At 37.8% G+C, this 23114-nt stretch carries 21 protein-coding genes; 20 read left to right on the forward strand and 1 reads right to left on the reverse strand.

The genetic code is table 11. The features are described 5' to 3' along the window. The first annotated feature begins 8 nt into the window (after positions 1-8). The 5 genes from trkA to JJN12_RS05135 all read left to right on the forward strand — a co-directional run bounded on the left by trkA (position 9) and on the right by JJN12_RS05135 (position 7014). Positions 9-1367, forward strand: a complete 1359-nt coding sequence (gene trkA / locus JJN12_RS05115; RefSeq protein WP_208428672.1) for a Trk system potassium transporter TrkA — start codon at positions 9-11, stop codon at positions 1365-1367. 4 nt (positions 1368-1371) lie between these two features. Further along, positions 1372-2808, forward strand: a complete 1437-nt coding sequence (locus JJN12_RS05120; protein ID WP_208428673.1) for a TrkH family potassium uptake protein — start codon at positions 1372-1374, stop codon at positions 2806-2808. Between the two features lie 67 nt (positions 2809-2875). Continuing rightward, positions 2876-6097 carry a DEAD/DEAH box helicase gene (locus JJN12_RS05125; RefSeq protein ID WP_208428674.1) on the forward strand — a complete coding sequence of 1074 codons (3222 nt, stop codon included), beginning with the start codon at positions 2876-2878 and terminating at the stop codon, positions 6095-6097. 280 nt (positions 6098-6377) lie between these two features. Next, positions 6378-6743 carry a type II toxin-antitoxin system RelE/ParE family toxin gene (locus JJN12_RS05130; protein ID WP_208428675.1) on the forward strand — a complete coding sequence of 122 codons (366 nt, stop codon included), beginning with the start codon at positions 6378-6380 and terminating at the stop codon, positions 6741-6743. Continuing rightward, complete coding sequence (locus JJN12_RS05135) at positions 6730-7014, forward strand: helix-turn-helix domain-containing protein (protein ID WP_208428676.1); 285 nt, start codon at positions 6730-6732, stop codon at positions 7012-7014. The genes JJN12_RS05130 and JJN12_RS05135 overlap by 14 nt, the downstream gene beginning before the upstream one ends. Before the next feature lie 8 nt (positions 7015-7022). Here JJN12_RS05135 and JJN12_RS05140 read toward each other — a convergent pair whose 3' ends face one another. Further along, positions 7023-7643: a hypothetical protein gene (locus JJN12_RS05140; protein WP_208428677.1), complete on the reverse strand. Its 621-nt coding sequence runs from the start codon at positions 7641-7643 to the stop codon at positions 7023-7025. Between the two features lie 169 nt (positions 7644-7812). Between JJN12_RS05140 and JJN12_RS05145 the strand changes: the two genes are divergently transcribed. The 15 genes from JJN12_RS05145 (at position 7813) to JJN12_RS05215 (ending at position 23109) form a co-directional block, all read left to right on the forward strand. After that, the gene (locus tag JJN12_RS05145; protein ID WP_208428678.1) at positions 7813-9033 is read left to right on the forward strand and encodes a ribonuclease E/G; all 1221 of its coding nucleotides are present in this window, start codon (positions 7813-7815) and stop codon (positions 9031-9033) included. A gap of 65 nt (positions 9034-9098) precedes the next feature. Continuing rightward, a complete protein-coding gene (locus JJN12_RS05150) occupies positions 9099-9617 on the forward strand; it encodes a peptidylprolyl isomerase (protein ID WP_208428679.1) in 519 nt (172 codons plus the stop codon). Positions 9618-9621: 4 nt separating this feature from the next. Then, the gene (locus tag JJN12_RS05155) at positions 9622-10113 is read left to right on the forward strand and encodes a zf-HC2 domain-containing protein (protein ID WP_208428680.1); all 492 of its coding nucleotides are present in this window, start codon (positions 9622-9624) and stop codon (positions 10111-10113) included. Next, positions 10106-13000, forward strand: coding sequence for a DNA polymerase I (polA, locus tag JJN12_RS05160; RefSeq protein WP_208428681.1), 2895 nt, complete (start codon positions 10106-10108; stop codon positions 12998-13000). Before JJN12_RS05155 ends, polA begins: the two co-directional genes overlap by 8 nt. A 20-nt stretch (positions 13001-13020) precedes the next feature. Continuing rightward, a complete protein-coding gene (gene coaE, locus JJN12_RS05165; RefSeq protein WP_208428682.1) occupies positions 13021-13608 on the forward strand; it encodes a dephospho-CoA kinase in 588 nt (195 codons plus the stop codon). An 11-nt stretch (positions 13609-13619) separates the two neighbouring features. Further along, positions 13620-15875 carry a cell division protein FtsA gene (locus tag JJN12_RS05170; RefSeq protein ID WP_208428683.1) on the forward strand — a complete coding sequence of 752 codons (2256 nt, stop codon included), beginning with the start codon at positions 13620-13622 and terminating at the stop codon, positions 15873-15875. Beyond that, positions 15868-16725 (forward strand): MBL fold metallo-hydrolase, encoded by an 858-nt coding sequence (locus tag JJN12_RS05175; RefSeq protein WP_208428684.1) that lies wholly within the window; start codon positions 15868-15870, stop codon positions 16723-16725. The genes JJN12_RS05170 and JJN12_RS05175 overlap by 8 nt, the downstream gene beginning before the upstream one ends. An 81-nt stretch (positions 16726-16806) precedes the next feature. After that, complete coding sequence (locus JJN12_RS05180) at positions 16807-17079, forward strand: ACT domain-containing protein (RefSeq protein ID WP_208428685.1); 273 nt, start codon at positions 16807-16809, stop codon at positions 17077-17079. Between the two features lie 54 nt (positions 17080-17133). After that, positions 17134-18498, forward strand: a complete 1365-nt coding sequence (locus JJN12_RS05185) for a PFL family protein (RefSeq protein ID WP_208428686.1) — start codon at positions 17134-17136, stop codon at positions 18496-18498. Positions 18499-18556: 58 nt separating this feature from the next. Then, entirely contained in the window at positions 18557-19372 is an 816-nt protein-coding gene (locus tag JJN12_RS05190; RefSeq protein ID WP_208428687.1) for a GTP pyrophosphokinase, read from the forward strand. Between the two features lie 5 nt (positions 19373-19377). After that, positions 19378-20784, forward strand: coding sequence for an RsmB/NOP family class I SAM-dependent RNA methyltransferase (locus tag JJN12_RS05195; protein WP_236013699.1), 1407 nt, complete (start codon positions 19378-19380; stop codon positions 20782-20784). A 130-nt stretch (positions 20785-20914) separates the two neighbouring features. Next, positions 20915-21388 carry a nucleotidyltransferase domain-containing protein gene (locus tag JJN12_RS05200; RefSeq protein ID WP_208428688.1) on the forward strand — a complete coding sequence of 158 codons (474 nt, stop codon included), beginning with the start codon at positions 20915-20917 and terminating at the stop codon, positions 21386-21388. Next, positions 21381-21716 carry a HepT-like ribonuclease domain-containing protein gene (locus JJN12_RS05205; RefSeq protein WP_208428689.1) on the forward strand — a complete coding sequence of 112 codons (336 nt, stop codon included), beginning with the start codon at positions 21381-21383 and terminating at the stop codon, positions 21714-21716. The genes JJN12_RS05200 and JJN12_RS05205 overlap by 8 nt, the downstream gene beginning before the upstream one ends. A 35-nt stretch (positions 21717-21751) precedes the next feature. Next, positions 21752-22480: a pseudouridine synthase gene (locus JJN12_RS05210; protein WP_208428690.1), complete on the forward strand. Its 729-nt coding sequence runs from the start codon at positions 21752-21754 to the stop codon at positions 22478-22480. A 32-nt stretch (positions 22481-22512) separates the two neighbouring features. After that, positions 22513-23109, forward strand: a complete 597-nt coding sequence (locus tag JJN12_RS05215; protein ID WP_208428691.1) for a hypothetical protein — start codon at positions 22513-22515, stop codon at positions 23107-23109. Positions 23110-23114 lie beyond the last annotated feature (5 nt).

The following is a 23114-nucleotide window of genomic DNA, read 5'->3' on the forward strand; positions in this document are numbered from 1 at the left end:
TTGGGATTATGAATATTATAATAGTTGGCTGTGGGAAAGTAGGATATGCACTTGCAAGAGAGCTTAGCAATGAGAAAAATGATATCTGCCTGATTGACAAGGATAATAAAGTCTTACAAAATGCAATAAATATACTTGATATACAGGCTATCAGTGGTGACGGTACAAGTTATAAGATGCTTCTTGATGCGGGAGTTCAGGATGCAGACCTACTTATAGCTGTAACTGACAAGGATGAGATTAATCTACTTGCCTGTCTTATGGCTAAGAAAGCAGGTAACTGCCAGACCATTGCCAGAGTGAGGAATCCTCAGTACTACGAGGAAATTAACTACATTAAGGAAGAACTTGGACTTTCAATGGCGATTAATCCTGAAAGGATAGCAGCCTTTGAAATAGCCAGGCTTATTCATTTCCCTTCAGCTATGGAGGTTGATACATTCTACAAGGGTAGAGTAAACCTTATTTCACTAACCATAGGCAAAAACTCTGTGCTTGATGGGATGAGTCTCATAGACTTCTCAAAGAACACACCTGGGAATGTTCTTGTCTGCATGGTTCGCAGAAACGGAAGGGTAGAGATACCTACAGGTACCTTTGTACTAAGGGAAGGAGATACCTTCTCCTGCATATTAAAGTTTAAGGATTCCTATGATTTCTTTAACAAGGTCGGTGTTGCAGCCAAACCGATTAAAAATGTCATAATATGTGGCGGTGGTACTGTTGCTTATTACCTCTGTCTTGAACTGGTTAAGGCTAAGATAGATGTAAAGATAATCGAAACAAATGAAGCACGTTGCGCTGAGCTTTCGGAGCTCATTCCTGAAGCTATAGTTATACACGGGGACGCTACAGATAAAAGGATACTTCTTGAGGAAGGTATAGAGAATGCAGATGCTGTTGTTACGCTTACCAATATCGATGAGGAGAACATCCTGCTTTCGATGTACACCCACCACATATCTAAGGCTAAATCAATAACCAAAATTAATAAGATTGAGTTTGAGGAGGTCATAAGGGAACTTCCAATTGGCTCAGTAGTTGCACCTAAGAATATAACATCACACTACATATTAAAGTATGTACGTTCGATGCAAAACTCCAAAGGAAGCAATGTGGAGACCTTGTATAAGCTCTTTGACAATGAAGCAGAAGCAATGGAATTCCTTATCAAGTCAGACTCGAAGATAACCAAGAAAACACTTGAGAAGTTAAACCTAAAGCCCAATGTTATAGTTGCAGCCATATACAGGAACAATCAGGTTATCACACCTTCAGGTAAAGATATTATTCAAAAGGGTGACAGCGTGATTGTAATTACTACTAACACCGGTCTTGGAAGTATAGACGATATTATAGCGGAGTAATGGTATGAATTATTGGATTATAGCCTATATTATGGGCTGGGTACTTAATTTTGAAGGGGCATTTTTGCTCTTGCCTGCTGTTACGGCTTTTGTATACGGAGAGAAAGAGGGCTTTGCTTTTCTTATTTGCTCTCTGATTTCCTTTGCAGCAGGCGGACTTATTGTCCTTAAAAAACCTTCAAACAAAAGGTTTTATGCAAGAGAAGGCTTTGTTATCTGCTCGATGACGTGGATAGTCATAAGTCTTGTGGGAGCGATTCCATTTGTTATAACAGGCGTATTGCCTAACTACATAGACGCCTTGTTTGAAATAGTTTCAGGCTTTACTACTACAGGCTCAAGCGTAATCACTGACCTGACTCCTGTGCCTCATTGTGTACTTCTTTGGAGAAGTTTTTCACACTGGATAGGAGGAATGGGTGTCCTTGTATTTATACTTGCAGTCCTTCCTCTTTTTGGTGGCGTTGACATGCATCTTATGAGGGCGGAGAGCCCGGGACCTTCAGTAGGCAAGCTTGTTCCAAACGTAAAGAAAACTGCATCATATCTTTACAAGATTTACCTTGGAATGACTGTGGTACAGTTTGTCATCCTTCTTTTATCAGGGATGAACCTATTTGATTCTATCTGTATAACCTTCGGTACTGCAGGAACTGGCGGCTTTGGCATCCATAATGACAGCTGCCTTGGCTACACTATGCCGCAGCAGACTATAATTGCTGTGTTTATGCTCCTTTTTGGTATTAATTTTAATGTTTACTTTCTTCTTGTTCGTAAGAAAGTAAAAGAAATCTTTAACATTGAAGAGGTGAAATGGTACCTTATCATTGTATTTGGTGCAGTTACAGCAATTGTCCTTAACTGGGGGCGCTTAGACAATCTGTATTATAGTATACACCACGCTTTCTTCTCTGTGGCCTCTGTCATCACGACAACAGGCTATGGAACGGTTGACTTTAACCTATGGCCGATGTTTTCAAAGTTTGTACTTGTGATGATTATGTTTATCGGAGCCTGCGCAGGAAGTACCGGTGGTGGTATGAAGGTTTCGAGAATACTGATTTATGTTAAGACAGTTAAGAAAGAAATTGAAGGAATGATTCATCAAAAGAGTATCAAGGTACTTAAAATGGACGGAAAGATAGTTGAACACTCTGTAATAAGAAATGCCAATGTCTATCTTGTGTCGTACTTGATGATAATGGCAGTTTCACTGCTAATCGTAGCACTTGATAATTTCGATTTTGAAACAAGTTTTACTGCAGTTGCAGCTACTTTTAATAATATAGGTCCGGGACTTGGAAAAGTTGGACCAACAGGGAATTTTTCAGAATTTTCCAATCTCTCAAAATTAGTTTTAACCTTTGATATGTTAGCTGGAAGACTTGAGATTTTCCCTATGCTCCTGTTGTTCTCACGGGCAACCTGGAGTAGAAAGTAACCCCGAGGATAAAAGTTAACTTGGATTCTTTGAATCCATAAGGTAATAATAATTTTAGAGGGAGAGTATGTCGGAAATAAATAGAGCACTTGTTAAAAACCTTGCAGCAGATGAAGTTACATATAACAGAGGTGTGAGGTACTATTCTTCAAAGGCTATAAAGAGTATATCAAAGTCTAAAAGCAGAGAGCACTACAGGGCTATAGTTCAAGGGAAGAGTAATTATACGGTAGACATAGACTTAACCAACCCCGAGAATATAGAGTATAAGTGTAACTGTCCGGGAAGCAGAAAGCATCCCGGTGCTTGCAAACACGCTGTGGCAGTAATGCTTTTTATCAATGATTATTCAGACAGGAGAAAGCAGCAAAAGATTGAGTCTGGAGAAAAGAGACGTATAACAAGAATCTTGGATTACTTTGACAACATGGACTATATGGCAGGACTTGGTGATATTTTCCATGTAAGGCTTGGTATTAGACTTGATGCCATGCTTAGGGCGGACAATTCAGTTAAGGCTGCTGTAAGCATATCAGCAGGTAGTACAAGACTTTATAAGGTTCAAAATATAAGAAAATTTTTGTCTGACTATATATGCAGCCAGCCTATTTCGCTAGGTAAAGATTTTTCTTATTTTCCAGGTGAGAATCGTTTTGACCATGAATCTGAGAGCGTGTTAGACTTCCTTTGTGAAATTCTTGACATTCAAGAGATAGTCGGAAAAGGAAATGCTACCGGTATATTCTCGAAGTCAGAGATTTTCTTTGACAGACATATGCTTCTAAGACTGCTTAAGATAATAAAGCTTCCGTTTAATTTTACCTTTGCTGAAGAAAGCTTTGAAAATGTAAGGTTCATTATGGGAAAGCCTGACCTTAACTTTTATCTGAATCTTTCTGATGAAGATGATTCAGTCATTTTGTCCTGGGATGAAGAGCGCATAATTCCGCTTGATGAAAGAGGCAACCTGTTTTACTATGACAATGCCATCTATCATCCTGACAGGATATTTACCAGGCATTTCCTGCCGTTTTACCATAGACCTACTGATGGTGAAGAGGATACACTTGTATTCGAGGGAGAAGAAAAGGAGCGCTTCTTGAACGTGGTTCTTCCAAGGATTCACGAGACCTTTTCCCTTACAATCCCTAATGCACTCAAAGATAACTACATTACGGAAAATGTCAAGTTTGAAATATACATGGATATAGTTAAGGGCAGAATCAAACTTGAAGTAATTACTGCCTATGGAGAGTACAAGTTCAATCCTTTCCTTAAGATGCCTGACGTAAAGGCTCTTATAGTAAGGCAGCCAAGCCGTGAGGCTGAGTGCTTTGAAGATATTGAGTCATTTGGCTTTACGAGGGAGGAACAGTATTTTTATTTAAGTGATGAAGAGTCAATATATGATTTCCTTAAAAATAACCTCTCTTATCTGGCTGATAAATATGAATTGTTCTACTCTGAGCAGTTTAAGAAGCTTAAGGTAAATCCGCCTAAGATTGTTAAGACTTCAGTTAGAGTTCAAAGTGAGAACAACATGCTTGAAGTTGACTTTGACTTTGAAGGTGTTTCAAGTGATGAGCTTACGGATCTTTTCAACAGCCTGAAACTAAAAAAGAAGTTTTACAGGCTTAGAAACGGTAGTTTTATAGACCTTACTGAAGGTGGAGAATTAACAAAGCTTAGTGAATTAATTGATAAAATAGGAACTAACAAGGGTAGTATCACAAACGGCAAGATATATACCTCTATTGACTATGCATTTTATCTAAGTCAGGCTGCTGATGAGGGCCTCTACGACATCGAAGCTGACAAATCATTTACCGCCCTTATCGAAGAAATCAAGCATCCTGAGAACGTGGAGCTAAAGGTGCCTTCTATCATTAGAGCAGACCTCAGGCCTTATCAGGAGGTTGGATTTGAGTGGCTTAGCTCCCTTGCGAAGTATTACCTTGGTGGAATACTTGCAGATGATATGGGACTTGGTAAGACTTTGCAGGCTATTACCTATATGGCAAATACTTGGAAAAAGAATAAGAATGCCACTTTCATCGTGGTTTGCCCTTCATCACTTCTTTATAACTGGCAGGATGAGATAGAGAATTTCTGTCCTGAAATGAGCGTGGTTATGATTTTGGGTAATCCTAATGATAGAAAAGACCTCATTGCAAGCTGTGAAGGATATCAGGTTGTACTTATATCTTATCCAATCCTTAGGAGGGATATAGAGTTTCTAAAGGATGTAAGCTTTGATACTGCATTTTTGGATGAGGCACAGTTTATTAAGAATCCTAACAGTAGAAATGCAAAGGCTGTAAAGATGTTAAATGCTGCTCATAGGTTTGCTCTTACAGGTACTCCTATCGAGAACAATCTTTCTGAACTTTGGTCGATATTTGATTTCCTTATGCCGGGATATTTGTATTCACATTCAAAGTTTGTGAATCTCTACGAAAAGCCGGTGGTTAGATTTGAAAGTGAAGAAGCACTTAAACAGCTTAATTTCCACATAAAACCATTTATTTTAAGGCGAATGAAGAAGGATGTACTTTCTGAACTTCCTGAGAAGACCGAGAGAAAGATGGTTTCGGATATGACAGATGAACAGAAGGAAGTTTATATGTCGTATCTTGAGGATATGAAGAAGAAGATTAACAGTGAAATCAATAAAAATGGTTTTGAAAAGAGCAGGATGATGATACTTGCCTCTCTTACAAGGCTTAGACAGATTTGCTGTCATCCTTCAACCTTCGTGGAGAACTATGAGGGTGGCTCAGGCAAGCTAAATCTCTTGCTTCAATTAGTGCAAAACGCTATTGAGGGAGGACACAGGATTCTCGTATTTTCACAGTTTACATCTATGTTAAATATTATTGAGGAAGAGTTTAAGAAGCTGAAAATCAGTTATTATTATCTGGATGGCTCTACTCCTATTACACAGAGAAGTGAAAATGTCAAGTCCTTTAACAACGGAAACCGTGATGTATACCTCATTTCTCTAAAAGCAGGCGGTACCGGATTAAACCTTGTAGGTGCTGACATGGTTATTCACTATGACCCTTGGTGGAACCCTGCCGTGGAAGATCAGGCAACCGATAGAGTATATAGGATAGGTCAGAAGAACAGCGTAAATGTGGTTAAGCTTATAACCAAGGGGACTATCGAAGAGAAGATATATAAGCTTCAGGAGAAAAAGAAGAACCTTGCTGATTCTGTAATTAAAGCGGGAGAAGTATTTATCAATAAGCTTACCAAAGAAGAAGTTGAGGATTTGTTTAATATGTAGGGAAGTTTGAGGTAATAAATAAAGTTACAATTTTTCATATAAGTAAAAGAATAAAGCGATTAATTATTATTAACCGCTTTATTCTTTAAAGTTAGATCATGTGTATAATTTTGAATGAAAGATTCATTATTTACCTATATATATTATATGATGGTGTAGGTGTTAAAAGTATTTGACAACCTAAGATGCTATTAAGCAGTATATAATTGAGAGGAGAAAATAATATTGACATTTATGGTATATATGCCATATAATTGCATTACAATATTTAATTTTATATATGAATAATTTTATAGTTGAGTTTTATGAAAAGGAGAATTCCGAAATACCTGTTGAAGAGTTTTTGCTTAAATTGGATTGTAAAATGCGGGCAAAAATGGTGGGTATTATTAGTATTCTACAGGAAAAGGGAAATATGTTAAGAGAACCATATAGCAAGCACTTAGAAGATGGAATTTTTGAGTTGCGCGGAAAGGTTGGTAGTGATATTTCCAGAGTATTATATTTCTTTTATTATAATGGTAAAATTATAATGACAAATGGATTTATAAAGAAAACTAATAAGACACCAAAATCAGAGATTAATAAGGCTAAAGCATACCGTAAAGATTATTTGGAAAGGATGAAGATAAATGAAAAAATTTGATACTTTTTTAGAAGAACAAATGAAGGATCCAGATTTTAAAAGTGAATTTGAAAATTTACAACCCGAACTTGATGTTATCAGAGCTATTGTAGATGCCAGAACATCTCAAAATCTCACTCAAAAACAATTATCAGAGAGGACAGGAATAAATCAGGCAGACATAAGTAAGCTTGAGAATGGGACAAGGAATCCGACGTTAAATATGTTAAAAAGATTGGCTAAAGGAATGAATATGGAATTAAAAATTGAATTTACCCCGAAACAGGCTTGAGGAGAAGGCTATTTGGCCTTCTCCTCAAAAAAGTCTTCAGCCAGTCTGTCGGCAAAGTTAGGATTGATTTCAGGAAAATGCTTTACAAGTTCATCGCTCATATAGTTTATCTGGAGAAGTTCAAGCTCTTCAGCAGATGCTTCCATAGTCCCAAGATTAGAGAGAACCTCATCTGTAAATTTTTCCTTCATCCATTCGGTGTATTTTTTCCTGTCAGATTTTTCTTTTTCAACCTTTGCAATCATATCCTTCTTACTTCTTATAACCCATATTCCATACACCATAAAGGCTATGAAAATAAGGAGAGTTAAACCTTTTTGCAGTCCTCCCTGCATTATGTGTAAGACACCTGTAAGATTAAGCACAGTGAATATTATACCTACAACACCAACGCATAGGAAGGTCCAAGCTGTAGACATGTTTTCATTTAACGAATCCTCTGCATTTGTGTATACATACGTATTCTTAGCGATATCAACGCTTTTTGCCTTTTCCATAGTTTCGCTATAAGAAGGCTCTTTGTATGAAGACTCAGCTTCATAAGATTCATTCTCATATGGATAAACCACATCCTTTAATACGACTTCTCTTTCTTCTTTATCAGTTACTTTGTTTTCTTCTTCACTCATTTAATACACTCCTTAAAAATATTTAATATGAGAATATTTCAAATTCACAATCAATACGAATTTGAATGTAGATTAAGCTACTCATATTTTACCAAATAAAATTATATATATCCAGTAAAAAAGATGAAATCTTTTTGCAAATTTGGTATAATTATCTGTGGAGGAATTTATGATAAGAATTATTTCAACGAAGATTAAGGGTAGACTGGTTTCTGCTCTTGCAGATGATTTTGATATAAAAGAATTTAAGATATCCGAGGATGTTGATGGAGAGGTATCCTTCAATATAGGGGATATTATAGTGGGCAGGGTAGAAAACATAGTCAAGAATATAAATGCCTGCTTTGTAGAGATATTTCCAGGGATTCAGGCATATTTACCACTGTCTGATGAAATGAAGATAATATATGCAAATGGGAAGCCGGGAGGAAGAGTGGTTGTAGATGATTTGATTTTGGTTCAGATAGCAAAGCTTCCTACCAAGACTAAGTCATACTCGCTCACAACCGATTTCACCTTCATGGGTAAGTATGCAGTGCTTAAACCCGGCTTAGACAGAGTTCATCTTTCGACAAAATACAGGGAAGAGGAGAATTATAGAGAGATAAGAGATAGATTTCTTCCTGTTTCAGAGAAATTTGTAAGAGAAACCGGAGCAGGTGCGATTATTAGAAAGTCAGCAGCCTCTCTTTCGGAAAAAGAGCTTGAAGATGCACTCTATGACCTGTATGTTAAATTCATATCTATCATCAATAGGGGCAGACATGGGGTCAAGTATGAGAGGATATTTAAGGAAATACCTGAGCATTTAAGTCTTATAAGAGACAATTGCTCTATTATAGAAAAAATAATGACAGATGATGAAGAGACATATAGGGAGTATGAAGGGTACCTTAGAGGGTTTTCTGAAGCTGACCTTAAAAAACTCTTCTTCTATAAAGACGAGATGATGAGCCTCTCAGCTCTTTACTCTGTTAATACCACTCTTGAAAAAGCCCTGTCAAAAAAGGTATGGCTGAAGTCAGGAGCATATATTATTATAGAGTATACCGAAGCACTGACTGTTGTCGATGTGAACTCGGGAAAAGCGGTAGCGGGTAAGACCACCAATGCCGACACCTTTATGAAGATTAATCTTGAGGCTGCAAGGGAGATTGCTGACCAGATAAGGCTTAGAAATTTATCGGGTATTATTTTGGTGGACTTTATTGAAATACCGAAATCAAAGGAAAAAGAGCTGATACACGAGATGGAAAATTTTCTTAAGGAAGACAGTACCAAAAGTGATGTGGCTGATATTACCAAGCTTGGACTTATGGAGATAACAAGAAGGAGAAGTGGAAGGCCAATTCATGAAATCCTGATTGATAATAAGCCTAAAATGTGTTAGCCTTTTAGAGGTGGCTTTAAGGATGGTTACACCAAATTATATTAAATACAGAAAGAGGTATGTTTATGTCAAATCCAGTAGTAACATTTGAGATGGAAAATGGTAAGAAGATTGTAGCAGAGCTATATCCAGAGATTGCTCCAAATACAGTTAATAACTTTATTTCTCTTGTTAAAAAAGGCTTCTATGATGGACTTATTTTCCATAGAGTAATAAAGGGATTTATGATACAGGGTGGCTGTCCTGATGGTATAGGCACAGGCGGTCCGGGGTATGGAATCAAGGGAGAATTTGCACAGAATGGTTTTAAGAATGACCTAAAGCACGAGCCTGGAGTACTGTCTATGGCGAGAGCTATGCATCCTGATTCAGCAGGTTCACAGTTCTTTATTATGCATAAGACTTCTCCACATCTTGACGGCGCTTATGCGGCATTTGGTAAGGTTATAGCAGGAATGGATGTTGTCAATGAAATAGCTGAGACAAAAACTGACTTTGAGGACAGACCGAAGGAAGAACAGAAAATTGCTAAGGTTACAGTAGATACTAAGGGTGTGGATTATCCTGAGCCGGAAAAGGTGTGATTTTATGGAATGTAGTGAATTTCAAAAGAATATACAGCCCTTTATATATGGACAGTTAAATATGCTTAAGGAAGAAGAAATGCTTGAGCATCTTTTGACGTGCAAAGAATGCAATGAAGAGCTTGAAATTTACTATACTATAATCAATTGTATAAAGGAGCTTGATGGAAAGCTTGAGACCTCTGATAATTACCATGGTGAGTACAATGATTTTATTGAAAAGACAAGAAGAGAGATAAGAAAATACAAAAAACACAGGTTTAGAAGAAGGATTGCCTTTCCGGGAGTTGTCGGAGCGGCAGTTCTTTTCACGGGCCTGTCAGTAAATATGGAGGTTGAGAACAATGTCCGTGAGAACAACGAGAGCAGAACCTTCATAGACAATGACCTAAGTATGAGATTCAGATTTAACGACAGCCACATCCTATCTGATCCGTATACCAATATAGATGAATTAGCTAAAGAGATAGAAAGTAGGAGAAACCTGCATGAATAATGATTACCTTTTGTTAATTGACGGCTCAAGTCTTTTGTCTACCCAGTTTTTTGGAAGTCTTCCAAGACAGATATTATTTGCTAAGACTGTAGAAGAAAAAGAGAAGTTCTATGATAAGATTTTGCAAACCAGCGATGGTTTCTATACAAACGGAGTTTTTGGCTTTGTTAAATATTTACTTAAGATAATCAGGGAGCTAAAACCCAGTCATATCGCTATTGCTTGGGATTTGAGCAGAAATACATTTAGAAGAGAGATATATCCTGAATACAAGGCGAATAGGGGAGAGACCATGGCTCCTCTTTCAGACCAGTTTGCAATCTGTCAGGAAGTGGTTAAAGCTCTTGGTATAGCACAGTTTATGTCTGGAACTTATGAGGCTGATGACTTTTGTGGTACCTTGGCAGAGAAGTTTAAGTCGGATATACCTGTATTTATAATGACCAAAGATAATGATTATTTACAGCTGGTGGATGATAAGACTAAACTTTGGCTGATGCATAGTTCCGCTGAAAAGACTGATGAATTATATAAAAAATATGGCATAGATAAATCCACGGTAAATGCACCAGATAGATGCTTTGTATATGACAGGGAGCTAATCAAAAAGGAATTTGGCATAGAGCCTGAAAATGTCAACTCCTTAAAAGGAATTATGGGAGATCCGTCTGACAATATAAAGGGAGTTCCGGGAGTAGGCGAGGCTACTGCCAGACTTCTAATAGGTAAATATCATACTGTAGATGGGCTTTACAAGGTCATTGATGGTAAAGATAAGAAAGAACTGGATGAGATAAAGAAACTCTGGAAGGAAGAACTTGGCATCAACAGGTCGCCGCTTTCATATCTTCTTAAGACCTCTGATACCGAGCTTGTAGGGGAAAAGTCTGCAAGGCTGTCCGAAGAGCTTGCTACCATCAAGACGGATATCGATATTACAGGTGTTGAATTATCTGATTTAAGCACTAATATAGACTTCGAGAATGGTTCAAAGATAATCAAAGCGCTTGAGTTTAACTCTGTTGATATTAGTGATTTAAAAAATGATGACAAGACTTATGAGTACAAAAATATAGATGTAGATAATCTTCCTTACAGCTTAAAGGAAGCGATATCAGAGAAGCTAATATCTGATAACGGTATACAGCTAATAGAGAAACTGCGTCAAAAAGCAGAGTCTATGAAAGTAATAAAAAAAGAAGCAGAGCCTAAGATTAAGTTTGAAACTTCTGAAACCAATGATATGGATGAGGCTCTTAAATGCTTTGAGGGCATTAAAAGCAGTGGAAAATATGTGGGCTTTGATATAAGTGATGAAGGTCTTACTTTGACAAGTGATACTAAGGAAGTTTTTATTAAGAAAGAAATGTTTATTAACCTCGATTTTCTAAAGGAAAATCTGGACAAGTTATTTAACAGATGTAAAGATACCTGTTTTGTGACATTTTCACTGAAGGAAAAGCTTACATTTTTAATGAATGATTATTATCCTAACCTTTATGACCTCTCTGTAGCTCATTACCTGTTAAATCCTCTGGCCACAGAACATAATGTAGAGGCTGTGCTTCTCGATTATCCTGATATTCTTTCAGGTGAAGATACTAAGCTTGTGGCAAGGGCTGCGTTTTTATCCGCTCCCAAGCTGTTTGCACAGATAGAGTCGTTAGGAATGGGAGATTTGTACAAAAACATTGAAATGCCTTTAGTATCTACTCTTTATGAAATGGAAGAGAGAGGAATAGGGATAAATAGAGAAGAGCTCCATAAGTATTCAAAAGAACTTGGGGTTTTGATTAAAAACTACGAAGAGGAAATCTACAAGAAGGCAGGGGAGGAATTTAATATAAATTCTCCAAAGCAGCTAGGGGTGATACTTTTTGAAAAACTTAGACTTCCATACGGAAAGAAAACAAAGACAGGTTATTCCACCTCTGCCGATGTTCTTGAGAGGATAAGGCTTGAAGATCCGATAGTTGAGAAGGTGCTAAGTTACAGACAGGTTGCAAAGCTTAAGTCTACCTATACTGATGGGCTTGAAGCCTATATTAGGGAGGACGGAAGGATTCACTGTAAGTTAAACCAGCTGGTAACAGCCACCGGAAGGCTTTCAAGTACAGAGCCAAATCTTCAGAATATTCCAATAAGGATGGAGCTTGGCAAAAAGATAAGAAAGGCTTTCATTCCTAAGGAAGGCTTCGTCTTTGTGGATGCTGATTATTCACAGATAGAGCTTAGGATAATGGCACACCTCTCAGGTGATGAGGAGCTCATAAAGGCTTATCAAAGTGAAGAGGATATACATAGGATAACCGCTTCTCATGTGTTTAAGGTTCCTCTTGATGAGGTTACTGATATGCAAAGAAGAAATGCTAAAGCAGTTAATTTTGGCATAATATACGGAATTAGCTCATTTGGACTGGGAGAGAATCTGGGTATATCAAGAAAAGATGCCGAGAAGTATATAAATGATTATTTTAAGGCATATCCAAAGGTGAAGACATATCTTGATTCGCTGGTACAAAAAGGTATAGAAGACGGATATGTAAAGACTTACTTTGGAAGAATTCGTCCTATACCTGAGCTTAGCAGCAACAACTTTATGAACAGACAGTTCGGGGAGAGGATAGCTATGAATTCGCCAGTACAGGGAACTGCTGCCGACATTATTAAAATAGCTATGAATAATGTGAATAAGAGGCTTAAGAGAGAATATCCGGACTCAAAACTTCTTTTACAGATTCATGATGAACTCCTTATTGAGGCCAAGGAAGAGGATAGACTTGCAGTAGCGGCCATTCTTAAGGAAGAGATGATGAAGGCTGCTGACCTTAAGGTAAAGCTATCTGTTGAAGTAAAGTTTGGCTACGACTGGTATGATGCTCATTAATCGATTGGAGGGGGATATAATTGGTTATTGGAATTACAGGTGGTATAGGTTCAGGCAAATCTTTGGTTACTAAGTTGTTGCAGGCTAAGTTTGGTGCTGCCGTCATCGACACCGATACAGTAGGACATGAGGTAATGGAAATAGGAACTAAGGCGTATTATGAAATAGTGGATGTATTTGGAAAAGAAGTTCTCTCAGAAGATAAGTCGGTTGACAGAAAAATACTTGGTGACAAGGTTTTTGGAAATGAAGCATTGCTTACTAAACTTAATAATATCATACACCCTGCGGTTGAAGCTGAGGTAGATAAAAGAATAGAAGATTTTATTAAAAAAAATTATAAATATATTGCTTTAGAGACTGCACTTTTGATAAAAGTAGGGTATAATAGTAAGTGTGACAAAGTTTGGTATGTCTATGCTGATAAGGATGTTAGGCTTAAAAGGCTTTATTACAACCGTGGACTGGATAGAGTTAAGACTTCAATGATAATAGATAACCAAAACTCTGATGAAGAATACAGGAAAGTTGCGGATGAGGTTATTGATAATTCAGGTACTGAGGAAGAAACTTTAGCTCAAATTAAAAATATATTAGAGCGCTGTTAGAGGAGGGTACTATGCAGGATTTACCTGAGAAGCTGGTATTTGGCCTTGATATAGGTACAAGAAGCTTGGTTGGAACTGTTGGAGCAAGGATAGACAAACATACTTTTAAGGTATTTGCCATAGAGCAGGCAGAACACGAAACAAGGGCCATGCAGGATGGACAGATTCACGATATACCTAAGGTGGCAGAATCTATAAGAAAGATGAAGGCTAAGCTTGAGGCTAAGCTTGGCAGAGAATTAACTGAAGTTTCCATCGCCGCTGCGGGACGTGTACTTAAAACAGTAAATGTTCATCCCCACATTGAATTCACCGAAGATACGGTAATACATGATGATGAAATTCATGCTCTTGAGATGAAGGGTGTGGAGGAAGCCTACAAGGCAATCAGGGAGTCTGAGGATGCTGAAAACGATTTTTACTGCGTAGGCTACTCTGTTATGCGTTATTATATAAACGGTCAACAGATGGTCAACCTTGAAGAACATAAGGGGACCAAAATTGATGCAGAGTTAATAGCTACCTTCCTTCCACAGGATGTTGTGGATGACCTCTATGCTGCTGTTGAAAATGCCGGACTCAATGTGGCAAATCTCACACTCGAGCCTATAGCTGCGATTGATATTGCTATCCCTGAAAAATTCAGGCTTCTTAATATTGCGCTTGTCGATGTGGGAGCAGGTACTTCTGATATCTGCATAACCAATGACGGCTGTGTTATTGCATATGGCATGATTCCTCATGCAGGCGATGAAATCACTGAGATTATTGCAAGGCTTTGTCTGGTTGACTTTAATACAGCCGATAAAATAAAGAGAGATTTACATAATGACAAAGTTGAATTTAAGGATGTAATGGACATTACACAAACTATGAACTCAGCTGATATACTGAAAACAATCTCTCCTACCATAGAGTCAATCACCGAAGAAATAGTTGATAAAATCAAGGAATTAAATGGTGGCAAGACTGTAAGTGCAGTATTTGTGGTTGGAGGAGGAGGAAAGGTAAAGGGCTTTACCTCGCATATTTCCGAAATCTTAGGGCTTCCTGAGGAAAGAGTGGCGCTAAGAGGCAAGGAAGTGCTTGGCGAGGTTGAATTTGCTGATGAGGGTGTAGAGAAAGATCCCCTTTTGGTTACGCCTATTGGTATATGCTACAGCTACTATCAGGCTAAAAACAACTTTATCTATGTAACTCTTAATGGCAAGAGAATCAAGCTTTATGATAACTCTAAGCTGACAGTTTATGATGTCTTAAGTAAAGATGGTTTCTCAAATGACGATATCTTCCCTAAACGTGGAAAATCAATTACTTATACACTTGATGGTGCAAGAAGGGTTGAAAGGGGAGAGGTCGGTGAGCCTGCGGAGATTAGGTTAAATGGAGAACTTGTAAGTATAAGTAAGCCTATATCCAAAAATGATATGATAACAGTCAAACCATCTACAACAGGAGAACCTGCAAAGCTTCTGGTAAGCAAGATAAGAGAGATGGACAATACCTTCCATATTATGTTTAATGGGAAGGAGCTTAGCTGTCCAAAGCTTGCCGAGGTAAATGGTAAGCTGGTATCAGGCTTTTATGCTGTTGATGATGGAGATAATGTGATTCTAAGGAACTACTATACTCTGCTTCAGGTTATGGAAATGCTTGACTTACCTTATCATGAAGGAATCCTTGTCAACAATATGCCTGCAGATGAGAATACTAAGATATATGACAATTTTACAATAACTGATAATGCTTCATATACTGAGGCAGTCATCTCAAAGGAGACTGATTATAATAGCTTTGAAGAACTGCCTGATGATGATGAATATAGCAAAGAGATTAGTTTTAATGCTACAGAAAATACAACTTCTTATACGAAAACAGCAGACAGTATTACCTTTGGCAGTGGAGAAGATGCTATATCTGTTCCTATAGCAGACTATTCTAAAATGGAAGGCGACTTAGGAGGTGCTAAAGGAAATAATATTGGAGGAAGTTATAAGAGCGCAGCCGTGACTGAAGAGGATGTGATGAATGGAGTGAAAAAGAAGATTAATCCATCAGCAAAGAATATCACGGTTACTGTAAATGGCACAGTAGTAACACTAGAAGGCAAGATGCATTATCTGCTTGTGGATGTACTTGACTTCTACACCTTTGATATGACTGAATATAGAGGAAGGCTGATACTTGAAGTAAACGGTGTGGGGGATATGGACTTCACCTCACCTATTAAGGACGGAGATCAGATTAGGATGGCGTGGAGTGAGTAATACGGATAATAGTCCTTCAGTCTGGCTGACTACCCTTGCCAGTGGGAGCAGTGGGAATTCAAGCCTTATTGGAGACTCAGAAGGAAATAACATTCTTGTAGACTGTGGTATCAGTTGCAAGAGGATAATTGAGAGTGTAAGTGAACTATCGGTTTTACCTGAGCAAATAAAAGGAATTTTTGTTACTCACGAGCATACAGACCACATAAGCGGACTTATGATGCTTATAAAGAAGTATAAGATACCTGTATTTGCCAGTCTCGGTACCCTTTCGGAAATAACGAGATGCAAGGGATTTGACAGCAGTTATAAAAAGCTGATGTATAAGGTTGAGCCAAACAGACCTTTTTGCATAGGTGATTTTATGGTGAATGGTTTTAATATCCCTCACGATGCGGCAGAACCTTTGGGCTTTACCTTTGAAAAGTATGACGTTAAGCTCTCTGTATGTACAGACTTCGGTATGATAACCGATGAAATTAAAGAGGGACTAAGAGGTTCCAATGCAATGGTTATTGAAGCAAATCACGATGAGAGAATGCTTGAAGCAGGGAGGTATCCTTTCAGGCTTAAAAGAAGGATACTTGGGGACAAGGGGCATATCTCAAATGAGAATTCAGCTAAGCTTATAACCGGGCTTTGGAATGAGGAGGTCAAGCAGATTTTTCTAGGCCACCTCAGTGATGAGAATAATATGCCTGAACTGGCGCTTGAGACAGTAAGGTGTGAGCTTTTGATGGAGCATAAGGATTTTGAGTCCTATACCAAGGTGATAGTAGCAAACCGTAATACTTTGTCTGAGAGAGTTATAATTAAGGCAGAAGAAATTGCAGGTAATAAGAGTGCATAGGGTATATTTGGGTGTCTTATGATTTTGACACCTACACAATTTTAATATTATATATGGGGGAGTTCCCAAGAAGGAGAAGTTATGAAAAGAGCGGTAATTACAGCAGTAGGAAAGGACAGTGTGGGAAAGCTGGCTGAAATATGCAATTTCCTTGCGGAAAAACAAATCAATATACTTGACGTCTCACAGACTCTTGTAGGTGGATTTTTTAACCTTATGATTATAGTTGATGTAACCGGATTTGATGATGATTTTGCATCTGTATCGGACGGCTTTATGAAGCTTGGTGAGGAATGCGGACTTAAGGCAAATATTCAGCGCGAAGAGATCTTTGCCAACATGCATCGTATCTAGTAGTGTTAAGAGCACAAAAATCACATTTAACCATAGGTTGATTAGGAGGAAGTAATGATTACTATTGGAGAGGTATTTGAGACAAATGAAATGATATGGAATGAGCATCTTGATGTGCGTACCATAACACTTGGAATTAGCCTCTTAGACTGTATTACAGATGATTTGGAAAAACTTAATGAAAATATCTATAAGAAGATTACCGAGACCGCAAAGGACTTGGTAAAAACAGGTGATGAGATAGGCAAGGAATTCGGTATTCCTATTGTGAACAAGAGAATATCAGTTACGCCTATTGCTATAGTTGGCAATTCTGCCTGTAAAACAGAGGAGGACTTCGTGTCTATTGCTAAGACTCTTGACAGGGCAGCAGTGGCAACAGGGGTTAACTTTATCGGTGGCTATTCTGCACTCGTGTGCAAAGGCAGTACTCCTGCGGACAAGCTTTTAATCAGGTCAATACCAAGAGCGCTTAAGGAAACTGAGCATATATGCAGCTCCATAAACCTAGGCTCAACACGCACAGGCATCAATATGGATGCAGTTAAGCTGATGGGAGAGATTATCAAAGAGGCAGCTGAGCTTACTAAAGAAAGAGACTCGATTGGATGCGCAAAGCTCGTTGTATTTTGCAATGCACCTGATGATAATCCATTTATGGCTGGAGCTTTTCACGGAGTTACAGAAGCAGATAAGATTATCAATGTCGGAGTAAGCGGTCCCGGTGTGGTGAGAGCTGTACTTAAACACTCTGAAGGGGATGATTTTGGCACTCTTTGTGAGAAGATTAAGAGGACAGCTTTTAAGATAACGAGAATAGGACAGCTTGTAGCGCTTGAGGCTGAGAAAAGGCTAGGCATTCCTTTTGGAATAGTAGACCTGTCTCTTGCACCTACGCCTGCTATAGGCGACTCTATTGCAGATATTTTCCGTGAAATGGGACTTGAACACGCAGGAGCTCCCGGTACTACTGCTGCACTTGCGCTTCTTAATGACCAGGTTAAGAAGGGCGGAGTTATGGCTTCTTCCTATGTAGGAGGCCTTAGCGGAGCCTTTATTCCTGTGAGTGAAGATCAGGGGATGATAAATGCTGTGCTTGATGGGGCACTGACCATCGAAAAGCTCGAGGCGATGACCTGTGTATGCTCAGTAGGACTTGATATGATAGCGATTCCAGGCAATACTTCATCTGCGACCATTTCAGGTATTATTGCCGATGAGATGGCTATAGGCATGATAAATCAAAAAACCACAGCAGTAAGGCTTATACCTGTAGTTGGCAAGGATGTTGGTGAACAGGCTGAATTTGGAGGGCTTTTAGGCTATGCACCTATTATGCCTGTAAATGGATTTTCCTGTGAAAAATTTATCAATAGAGGTGGCAGAATCCCTGCTCCTATACATAGTTTTAAGAATTAATCCTTGAAAATGATATACAAAATTCTCAGTATTGAGTAAACTAAAGGTTGGGTTATCTATGGAAACAAAGATGTGGAGTGAATTTTTAGCACCTTACAGACTTGCGGTGGATGAACTTGTAGTAAAATTAAATCACATAATAGAGGAATACAGGGCAATGGGCATGTATTCTCCCATTGAACAGGTAATAGGAAGAGTAAAACGAATTTCCAGTATCATTGAAAAGGCACAGAAAAAGGGGATTCCGCTCTATGACGTAGAAAACAGGATTGAGGATATTGCAGGCATTAGAATTATCTGTCAGTTTGAGGATGATATCGCCAATGTTATCAAAATGATAAAAAGCCGTTCAGATTTACAAATACATGAGGAAAAAGATTATATAAGCAATCAGAAAAGTAGTGGTTACAGAAGCTATCATTTAATTGCTACCTATGATGTAGAAACCCTGACAGGGAAAAAGACGGTAAAGGTTGAGATACAGGTTAGAACCCTGGCTATGAATTTTTGGGCCATTATAGAGCATTCGCTTCAGTATAAGTACAAAGGAAATATGCCTGAAACTGTATCGATGAGGCTTAAAAATGCAGCAGCAGCCATAGTTCAGCTTGACAATGAAATGTCTGCAATAAGAAATGAGATTGTGGACGCCCAGAATTCATTTAGAATCAAGGCTGGGATTGTATCCCAGATACTAAATAACATTCAAAATCTCTATAAGGTTGCCAATGACAGAGAGGTAGCCAAGATTCAAAAAGAGTTTTATGATATTTATGCAAAAGATGACCTAAATACGCTCAGTAAGTTTTGCAAAGAATTGGACAGTATATCTGAGGGTTATAGAAGCCAAAGCCTGCCTGAAAGGAATTTGTAGTATAGATGATTAGTTTACCTGAAAGCTTTTTAAGCAAAATTAAAAACCTGCTTGGTGAGGATTATGATAATTTCCTTGAAAGCTATAATAAAAGTCCTTTACAGGGCCTAAGACTAAACAGAATTAAGGTCTCTCCTGATGAATGGGAGGGACTTTCTGTGGTTAAGATGGACAAGATTCCATGGATTGACAATGGCTATTATTTTGATGCTGGTATATTTGCGGCAACCAGGCATCCTTATTATTATGCAGGGCTTTATTACATACAGGAGCCTTCTGCTCAGACCCCCGCCAATGTACTTCAGGTAAAGCCGGGTGACAGAGTTTTAGACCTATGTGCGGCTCCGGGTGGGAAAAGTACTGAACTTGCAGCAAAGTTAGATGGACAGGGCGTGCTTGTTTCCAATGATATCTCTGCAACAAGGGCAAAGGCTCTGCTTAAAAATCTAGGGGTATTTGGTATTAAGAATGCACTGATTACCAGTGAAACACCGAGGAATCTGAGTAATGTGTTTAAGGGTTACTTTAATAAAATCCTTGTAGATGCACCTTGTTCAGGTGAGGGCATGTTTAGAAAAGAGCCTGCTATTATAAAGAACTGGGAACAGTATGGCACTGGTTATTACAATGATTTACAAAAGGACATCTTACCTAATGCAGTAAACATGCTGGCTGAGGATGGATATCTGCTATACTCCACCTGTACATTTTCACCTGATGAAAATGAGGGTACAATTGACTATATATTAACTATGTTTCCTGAACTTGAAGTTGTATCAATAAACGAAGGTTACGAGGGTTTTGATAATGGACACCCTGAATGGGTTGGCTCTGAAAGAGAAGAGATTAAGGGGGCTGTCCGCATCTGGCCACATAGGATGGAAGGAGAGGGGCATTTTCTCTGCCTCCTTCATAAGAAGATGAGCAGTTTCCCGCAGTATTTTGACACTCATGTCAAGAATATTAAACTCACGAAGGAGGAAGAAGCCTTCCTAAAGAGTTGGGGACTAAAGGATGATGAACTTACAAGGCTTGAGCTTCATGGAGATAAGCTATACCTCATTCCTGAAGGCCTGCCTGATGTATCTGGACTTAGAATACTTAGGAATGGGCTTTATATAGGTGATAGGAAAAAAGGCAGATTTGAGCCAAGCCAGCCCTTTGCTATGTCAAGAACCAAGGCTGAATCTAAGTATTTTTTGGATTTAGATGTAGAAGATGATAGAGTAATTAAATACCTTAAGTGTGAAACTATAGAGGTTACCAAAGATGAACTTGTAAAGAACGGACTTGATAAGGCAGAAAAAGGGGAATTTATTCTGATAGGGGTAAATGGCTTTCCTTTGGGCTTTGGTAAGCTTTCAGGCACTACCGTAAAGAATAAATACTTTGCGGGCTGGAGGATGATGTGATAATTTTGCACTATTATCAATTTATAAGGTGCAAACAATGCATCTTTTCAGTATTAAAGTGCAAAAAATGCACTTTAATTATTGACAAGGTGTAAAATATGCACTATTATATTTTTAGAGGTGCAAATTTATGAAAGATTTGAAGAGTATAAGATTAGACAAGGAATTGACTCAGCAACAAGCAGCTGGTATTGTAGGGATTTCCCTGCGTTCATATAAATCATATGAAAATGACTTAGATAAAAGGGGAAATTTGAAATATAATTATATTTATGAGAAATTATCCCAAATTAACCCTATTGATGAGGAACATGGAATTGTAGACCTTGAATACATAAGCCGTAAGTGTTCAGAAATATTTGATAAATATAAAATTAATTTTTGTTATCTTTTTGGTTCCTACGCTAAAGGCAAGGCAAAAGATGATAGTGATGTAGATCTTTTGATATCTACTGAAATCAAAGGATTAAAATTTTATGGCTTGGTAGAGGAGATAAGAAATTCGTTACATAAAAAGGTGGATGTAATAGAAGTTGCAGGATTAAAGGATAATGTAGAGTTGCTGGAAGAAATATTGAAAGATGGAATAAAAATATATGGATAATACTAAGGATGATAATTATTATATAAGTAAAATTATTCAAGACTTGGATTTTATAGTTCTCCACATGAATAATGTTTGTATAGAAGAACTGAATGATAATGAAATACTACTGGATTCGATGTTATTTCGAATGATTCAGCTTTCAGAGAATGCAAAGAAATTATCTGAAAGTTATAAGATGAATAATTGTAATATACCGTGGAATGCAATATATGGCTTAAGAAATAGAATTGTTCATGACTATGGAAGTGTAGATTTGAATGTTGTTTTTGAAACACTTAAAAATGACATACCAGAATTGCTGCAGATGATTTATAACAGTGAATAACATAAAAGTAATATTAAGACTGAATGGAGTGATTTATGTCAAAAACTATAAGACTTGATAAATACCTCTCTGATATGACTTCTGAAACCAGAAGCAAGGTGAAGGAGTATATAAGGAAAGGTAGAATAACAGTTAATACAGTCATTGTTAAAAGTCCTGATACAAAGGTTGACACAGATAATGATGAAGTTTGCTTAGATGGTAGGAAAGTAGGCTATGTAGAATATTATTACTATATGATGAATAAGCCACAGGGAGTAATCACCTCTACAGAAAAGGGTAAAACCAAGACTGTTATGGATGTTTTTAAGGAAAGTGGTATAGATTGCCCGAGGTTTGACGAGCTCTCACCAGTCGGAAGACTAGATAAGGATACAGAAGGACTTCTTCTTATCACCAATGACGGAGACCTTAATCATAAGCTGTTATCTCCTAAAAACCACGTAGATAAGGTATATTTTGCAGAGCTTAAATATCCTCTTAAGGATGATGATAAGACTGCATTTGAAGAAGGGCTAGACTTAGGAGACTTTGTTAGCAGACCTGCTGTACTTGAAATCTGTGAAAATGATAAGAAATTTAGTGCAAAGGTAACTATATCTGAGGGTAAGTTTCATCAGATAAAGCGGATGTTTGAGGCAGTTGACAATGAGGTTGTTTATCTTAAGAGGCTAAGAATGGGAAGTCTAACGTTAGATGACAATTTAGGCTTAGGTGAAGTAAGAGAACTGACTGAGGATGAAATAGATGCTCTTTGCGTGTAGGGTATATAACTATATAATTGGAGTAAGGATTGATGAATAAATATAATAAGTTTGAAAAAGGCTACCTTAACTATAGAAAGCGTAAACTCTTTTTGAATGTAGCCTTAAATGTATTAGCTGCAGTTGTTATTTTTATAATTGGACTATTTCTCAATAAAATGCAGGCAAAAAATATATTCTCTGTGCTAGCCTTATTGTTTGTACTTCCTGTAGGGAGAAGCCTGGCTACATTTTTCATTCTTATGCCCTATAAAGAAATGAAGGATAGAGATTTGCTTAAAGCAGAAGAAAGCATTGAAGGAAAGGGAATTTTGCTGTATTCACCTGTATTTACTTCATCTGAACATGTAATGCATCTTGACCTTATAGCAGTGTTTAAGGGTAGGGTTATAGCTTATAAAGGAAAAGATGGTACTACAGCTCGTAATGAATATGATTACAAGAAAAGGGTAGATACAGCTAAGGCTTATATAGATAAACACATTAAAAATCAAGGTAGAGGCGATAACTTAGTTGTTTTTGATGATATGGAGAAGTTTGTAAGAGCATTTCCTGAGAAAAAGGCATCGGAAACAGATATGGATGAGATTAAGAGTTTTACGGAGAGTATGAAATACTTTATAGTGTGATAAAA

It is taken from the genome of Catonella massiliensis (genome assembly GCF_016651435.1).
Taxonomy (GTDB): domain Bacteria; phylum Bacillota; class Clostridia; order Lachnospirales; family Lachnospiraceae; genus Catonella; species Catonella massiliensis.

Bases quoted from the DNA above. Each gene is read 5' to 3' on its own strand.
- JJN12_RS05140 (WP_208428677.1), bottom strand. From the start codon at position 7,643: ATGAGTGAAGAAGAAAACAAAGTAACTGATAAAGAAGAAAGAGAAGTC.
- JJN12_RS05210 (WP_208428690.1), top strand. From the start codon at position 21,752: ATGTCAAAAACTATAAGACTTGATAAATACCTCTCTGATATGACTTCT.
- trkA (WP_208428672.1), top strand. From the start codon at position 9: ATGAATATTATAATAGTTGGCTGTGGGAAAGTAGGATATGCACTTGCA.
- JJN12_RS05170 (WP_208428683.1), top strand. From the start codon at position 13,620: ATGCAGGATTTACCTGAGAAGCTGGTATTTGGCCTTGATATAGGTACA.
- JJN12_RS05215 (WP_208428691.1), top strand. From the start codon at position 22,513: ATGAATAAATATAATAAGTTTGAAAAAGGCTACCTTAACTATAGAAAG.
- JJN12_RS05200 (WP_208428688.1), top strand. From the start codon at position 20,915: ATGAAAGATTTGAAGAGTATAAGATTAGACAAGGAATTGACTCAGCAA.
- JJN12_RS05145 (WP_208428678.1), top strand. From the start codon at position 7,813: ATGATAAGAATTATTTCAACGAAGATTAAGGGTAGACTGGTTTCTGCT.
- JJN12_RS05150 (WP_208428679.1), top strand. From the start codon at position 9,099: ATGTCAAATCCAGTAGTAACATTTGAGATGGAAAATGGTAAGAAGATT.
- JJN12_RS05130 (WP_208428675.1), top strand. From the start codon at position 6,378: ATGAATAATTTTATAGTTGAGTTTTATGAAAAGGAGAATTCCGAAATA.
- polA (WP_208428681.1), top strand. From the start codon at position 10,106: ATGAATAATGATTACCTTTTGTTAATTGACGGCTCAAGTCTTTTGTCT.
- JJN12_RS05135 (WP_208428676.1), top strand. From the start codon at position 6,730: ATGAAAAAATTTGATACTTTTTTAGAAGAACAAATGAAGGATCCAGAT.
- JJN12_RS05120 (WP_208428673.1), top strand. From the start codon at position 1,372: ATGAATTATTGGATTATAGCCTATATTATGGGCTGGGTACTTAATTTT.
- JJN12_RS05180 (WP_208428685.1), top strand. From the start codon at position 16,807: ATGAAAAGAGCGGTAATTACAGCAGTAGGAAAGGACAGTGTGGGAAAG.
- JJN12_RS05205 (WP_208428689.1), top strand. From the start codon at position 21,381: ATGGATAATACTAAGGATGATAATTATTATATAAGTAAAATTATTCAA.
- JJN12_RS05125 (WP_208428674.1), top strand. From the start codon at position 2,876: ATGTCGGAAATAAATAGAGCACTTGTTAAAAACCTTGCAGCAGATGAA.
- JJN12_RS05185 (WP_208428686.1), top strand. From the start codon at position 17,134: ATGATTACTATTGGAGAGGTATTTGAGACAAATGAAATGATATGGAAT.
- JJN12_RS05190 (WP_208428687.1), top strand. From the start codon at position 18,557: ATGGAAACAAAGATGTGGAGTGAATTTTTAGCACCTTACAGACTTGCG.
- JJN12_RS05155 (WP_208428680.1), top strand. From the start codon at position 9,622: ATGGAATGTAGTGAATTTCAAAAGAATATACAGCCCTTTATATATGGA.
- JJN12_RS05195 (WP_236013699.1), top strand. From the start codon at position 19,378: ATGATTAGTTTACCTGAAAGCTTTTTAAGCAAAATTAAAAACCTGCTT.